Raw genomic sequence first — 5,046 nt, forward strand, 5'->3', positions numbered from 1 at the left:
CGGTAGGTTCAGGCTTCCCGCGCGGGGGATTGGCTACGGGCGCCCCCGGTTGGGGCCCCCGCCCGCAGGTCCTAGGGTCTGGCGAGCTCGTCGAGCACCCTCCCGGCCATCGCGTCGGTTCCGGGCAGTCCCTCGATCCAGATCCGGGCCAGCTGCGGCACGTCGGTGTCCAGCCGCCACTGGGTGATCAGGGCTCGTACCGTCTCGACCTGCTCCGGCAGGTTCGGCTCGCGGCCGACGAGCGCCGCCGCGCGGCGTGAGCCGACGCGGCCCAGTACGTCACCGCCGCAGAAGACGATCCGCAGGCACTCCGCCACGTCGACCAGCCGGAGCTCGCGGTCGAACGGCGTCGTCCCCGGGGGATTGAGCGGCTCGACAACCACCAGTGCGTGGGTCTGCGGTACGGAAGTTCCACGGAACTCGGCCTCTCGGTAGAGCTCGCCGAGCCGGGACCGCAGGTGCGCCAGGCTGGACAGCCCGGTCAGCGGGTCCTCGCAGGACAGCGAGTGCAGGTAGACCAGCGAGGCCTCGGCCCAGCTGGAACTGAGTGCGCGTACCGCGGCGAAAGCCGGCTCGCCCCCGGCGATCGAGCGGTACAGCGCACTCAGCCCATCAAGTGCCTCGAGCAACGAGACTCCGTCGGCCGCCAACTGCCGGCCGACCTCGTCGCTCGCAGGCACGACATCGGCTCCGTCCCGCAGCGCCTCGGCGATCGCGAGGTAGGCGCTGGAGTCGGAGCAGCTTGCCGGACAGCTCGGCATGTCTGTGCCGGCTGTGCCGTGCGAGTCCCTCCCCTCGCACGGTCGATCGTCTGGAGACGACGCCTCCGGCCGCGTCCGGGCGGGCGACCCCGCCAGGTTCAGGGACTTGGCCGGACGCAGGTCGAACCGTCTGCGGATGTCCGCGAACAGCGACATGGCCCTCCTCGAACAGCCCCGTCAGTCTCCCGACCGGTCGGCCGGAAGCGTCGTTCCGGAGGTGAGACAGCGGGGGCCGAGGTTCATGACGCGGATTCGCCGAACTTTTTTCCGCGTAACTTCCGGACTACCGATCTCGTCAGGAAAGGGAGCACAGTTCCGCGTCAGGAATGGTGCGCCGCCGCGTCTCACGTGGGAACCTTGTTCCCGGCAACGACGTGACGGACGGTGACGTCTCAGCACGGACAGTCGTGACACCCACGGGGAGACAGATGGAGACGCCGGAAGGACCGAGCGACGCCGAGTTGATCGCGCGCGTCCGCAACGGCGACCTGGAGGCGTACGGCGAGCTGTTCGGCCGGCACCACGACGCGGCCGAGCGGATGGCCCGCCAACTGGTCCCGGCCAACGACGCCGACGACCTGGCCAGCGACGCGTTCGCCAAGGTGCTGGACGCGCTGCGAGCCGGCGGCGGCCCGGACATCTCCTTCCGCGCGTACCTGCTGACGACGGTACGGCGAGTGCACGTCGACCGGATCCGGTCCGGCCGGAAGGTGCAGGCGACCGACGACATCGCGTCGTACGAGCGGGAGCCGGAGGGCTTCGACGACCCGACCGTGACCGGGTTCGAGAGCGGCGCGGCGGCCAAGGCGTTCGCGAGCCTGCCCGAGCGGTGGCAGGCCGTGCTCTGGCACACCGAGGTCGAGGGTGAGAAGCCCGCGGCCATCGCTCCGCTGCTCGGCCTGACCGCGAACGGCGTCTCCGCGCTCGCGTACCGCGCTCGCGAGGGCCTGCGGCAGGCGTACCTCCAGCAGCACCTGGCCGACGTGGCCGGCGACCGCTGCCGGTGGACCACCGAGCGCCTCGGCGCCTACGTCCGCGGCGGCCTGACCAAGCGGGAGAACCGCAACGTCCGCGAGCACCTGGACGACTGCGCGAAGTGCACGGCGGTCTACCTCGAGCTGGTCGAGGTCAACAGCGCCCTGCCGGCGCTGCTCGCCCCGGCCCTGCTGGGCACCGCAGGCCTCGGCTACCTGGCGGCCGCGTCCGGGGCGAAGGTCGGTCTGGTCGGCTTCTTCGTGACCGGCTGGAAGAAAGCCACAGAGAACAGCACGCGTACGGCGGTCGGCGCCGGAGCGGTCGTGGTCGTCGCGGTGGCCGCCGTACTCGCTGCCATGGCGCTGACCGGCGACGAGACTCCCCCAGCGGCGATCAGCAACCCGCCGGCGCAGCAGCCGACCCAGCAGCCGCCGGGCACGCAGCCGACGGTCCCGCCGGTGAAGCCGTCGCCCACGAAGCCGCCGGCGACCCAGCCGACCACGGCTCCGACGACTGCTCCGACCACCGAGCCGTCGGAGCCCGAGCCGACGCCGACTCCGACGCCGCCCGTTCCGACGACCACGTCTCCCTCGGCCACACCGCCGGTGCCGACGACGCCGATCCTGGACGAGGGCCTGCTGACGATCAGCATGACGCCGGGCGGTCGCGGGCCTTCCGTCGGCGCTGACGAAGCACAGGCGCAGGACGTCAGGTTCGTGATCACCATCAAGGCGCCGGCGCAGAACGCCAATCCCGTTGTCATCGGCATCAAGTACGGCAAGACCCTGACCTGGCCGTTGAGCGGCAACCCGCGCGGCTGGACCTGCACGGCCTCGACCAGCACGTGCACGGCGAACAACCCGGCCGCGCCCGAGCCGCTGCCGGTCACCTTCGACACCCCCACCGGCGGAGCGCAGGCCGACCGGACCTTCACCGTGTCGGCCAAGACCGGCCGGCTGTACGACGACGACTCCGAGACCCTGATCGCGCCGCCGCGCACCGACGAGAACCTGCTCAAGATCGTCGCCGGCAAGGCCGACCCGGACGTCCACCACCGCATCCTGACCGTTGCCCCCGGCACGGATCGCCCGAGCGTGACGCTGAAGATCAGCTACGGCGCCGCCCTCGAGTGGCCGATCGCGAAGAGCCCGGCCGGCTGGACCTGCAACGCCAAGACCCAGACGTGTACGGCGGCCAACCCGGCGAAACCGGCGCCGCTGCCGGCGAGCTTCGACGTACCCGAGGACGGCTCGGCCGCGGCGCGGACGTTCACCGTGGCCGCGACGGCCGGGCTGGTCAGCGACACCGACTCCGAGACGCTGGCCGGGATCCAGGCAGACGAGTCGCTGCTGCAGATCCTCACGCCGACGCCAGGTGCCGACCCGAACCCGTTCGTCTACAACCGCTTCCTGAAGTTGAACGGGGTCGCGAACCGCCGGGTGACGCTGGACATCTCGTGGGGCCGCAACCTGTCGTTCCTGTCCGCGCTCGACAAGGGCTGGACGTGCTCGCGCTCGAGCGACGTACGGCGGGCCACGTGCCGGACCGACAACTACGTCAAGCCGTTCAACTCCGAGTGGAGCGCGTGGCTGCCCGGGACCGGCGCGGCCAACCAGATCACCGTGCGCGCCCGGGTCGGCGGCCGCGAGGACACCGACACCGTCCAGCTCCCGCCGTCCACGACCCGCCGGTGAAATCGGGTTGCCGGCTGCTTTACTCTGGATCTGTTCGCGCTGACGGAACCAAGTAGCGCCGTACGCCAGGTCAGAGAGAGTCGCCGGTTGCTGTGAGGCGATACCTGGAGCGGTGGCGAAGACACTCCTGAGCGACTGCACGGCAAGAGGCCGGGTCCGCCGGATCCGGTGAAGGTGTGGTGGCACCGCGAGTTCCCCTTCGCCCACACCTCCGGGGTTCGAGAACAGACCTGGAGGTGACAACAGCGATGCGCATTCTCAGCCATGAGATCCCCTCAGCAGTGGGCCAGACCGTCACGGTGGCCGGCTGGGTGCACCGAAGACGACGGCTGGCCGCCGTCAGTTTCCTGATCCTGCGCGACCGGTCCGGCCTCAGCCAGATCGTCGTGAAGGCGCCGGAAACCCAATCGCAGCTGGACGAGCTCGGTGAGGAGACCGTCGTCCAGGTGACCGGCACGGTCGCCGCCAACCCGCAGGCGCCGGGTGGCGCCGAGCTGGTCGACCCGGTGATCGAGGCGCTGACCGAGCCCGCCCACACCCCGCCGATCGAGTTGTGGCGGCCGGCTGTGGGCGCCGGGCTTCCCGTCGTACTGGACAACGCGCCGGTCGCGCTGCGGCATCCCGCCGTACGCGCCGGATGGGAGATCGCCGCGGCGGCGCTGCACGGGTTCCGTACGGCGCTGGACGGTCAGGGCTTCACCGAGATCCAGACGCCGAAGATCGTCGGTACGGCGACCGAGTCCGGGGCCAACGTGTTCGCGCTGGACTACTTCGGCGGGCCGGCGTACCTGGCCCAGTCGCCGCAGTTCTACAAGCAGACGATGGTCGGGGTGTTCGAGCGGGTCTTCGAGGTCGGGCCGGTGTTCCGGGCCGAGCCGCACGACACGGTCCGGCACCTGGCCGAGTACGTGTCGCTGGACGCGGAGTTCGGGTTCATCACGGACCATCGCGACGTGCTCGCCATGCTGCGGTCGGCGATCGCGGGGATGCTGTCCTCGGTGGGCTCGAGGGCCGGCGCTGCGCTGGAACGGCTCGGGATCGCGTTGCCGGAGATCCCGGTCGACGTACCGGTGCTGCATTTCAGCGAGGCGCTGAAGATCGCCGGTGCCGACCCGGACGAGCCGGACCTGGCACCGGCCGACGAGCGCGCGATCGGCGAGTGGGCGCTGCGTGAGCACGGCAGTGAGTTCGTCGCGGTCGAGGGCTACCCGATGGTGAAGCGCCCGTTCTACACCCACCCGCAGCCGTCCGACCCGCGCTGGTCCAACTCTTTCGACCTCCTCTTCCGAGGCATGGAGTTGGTCACCGGCGGCCAGCGGCTGCACCGGTACTCCGACTACGTCCGTGCTCTGGAAGCCCGCGGCGAGTCGGCGGACGCCCCGACGTACAGCTCCTACCTCCAGGCCTTCAAGCACGGCATGCCACCCCACGGCGGCTTCGCCATCGGCCTGGAACGCTTCGTCGCCCGCTTGACAGGCGCAGAGAACATTCGCGAGGTAACCCTCTTCCCCCGCGACCTCCACCGCCTGACGCCCTGATGCGTTGCCTCCGCGGGCCCGGCTCCGGCTGCGCGCTGCCCGCCGGCGACCAGGCCAATCCCCTCAAACCGCCGGCCG

General features: G+C 70.9%; 3 protein-coding genes. 2 read left to right on the top strand and 1 reads right to left on the bottom strand.

Annotated features, from left to right (window positions below; genetic code table 11):
* Positions 1-71: 71 nt before the first annotated feature.
* The gene (locus AB0H36_RS47885; RefSeq protein ID WP_360539025.1) at positions 72-917 is read right to left on the bottom strand and encodes a hypothetical protein; all 846 of its coding nucleotides are present in this window, start codon (positions 915-917) and stop codon (positions 72-74) included.
* A 272-nt stretch (positions 918-1,189) separates the two neighbouring features.
* On the opposite strand from AB0H36_RS47885, the gene AB0H36_RS47890 reads away from it, so the two are divergent.
* Both AB0H36_RS47890 and aspS read left to right on the top strand, forming a co-directional pair.
* The gene (locus AB0H36_RS47890) at positions 1,190-3,430 is read left to right on the top strand and encodes a sigma-70 family RNA polymerase sigma factor (RefSeq protein ID WP_360539028.1); all 2,241 of its coding nucleotides are present in this window, start codon (positions 1,190-1,192) and stop codon (positions 3,428-3,430) included.
* A gap of 248 nt (positions 3,431-3,678) precedes the next feature.
* The gene (gene aspS, locus AB0H36_RS47895; RefSeq protein ID WP_360539031.1) at positions 3,679-4,968 is read left to right on the top strand and encodes an aspartate--tRNA(Asn) ligase; all 1,290 of its coding nucleotides are present in this window, start codon (positions 3,679-3,681) and stop codon (positions 4,966-4,968) included.
* Positions 4,969-5,046: the final 78 nt, after the last annotated feature.

Origin of the sequence: Kribbella sp. NPDC050820, from assembly GCF_040653975.1 — a bacterium.
In the GTDB taxonomy this organism is placed as follows: Bacteria; Actinomycetota; Actinomycetes; order Propionibacteriales; family Kribbellaceae; genus Kribbella.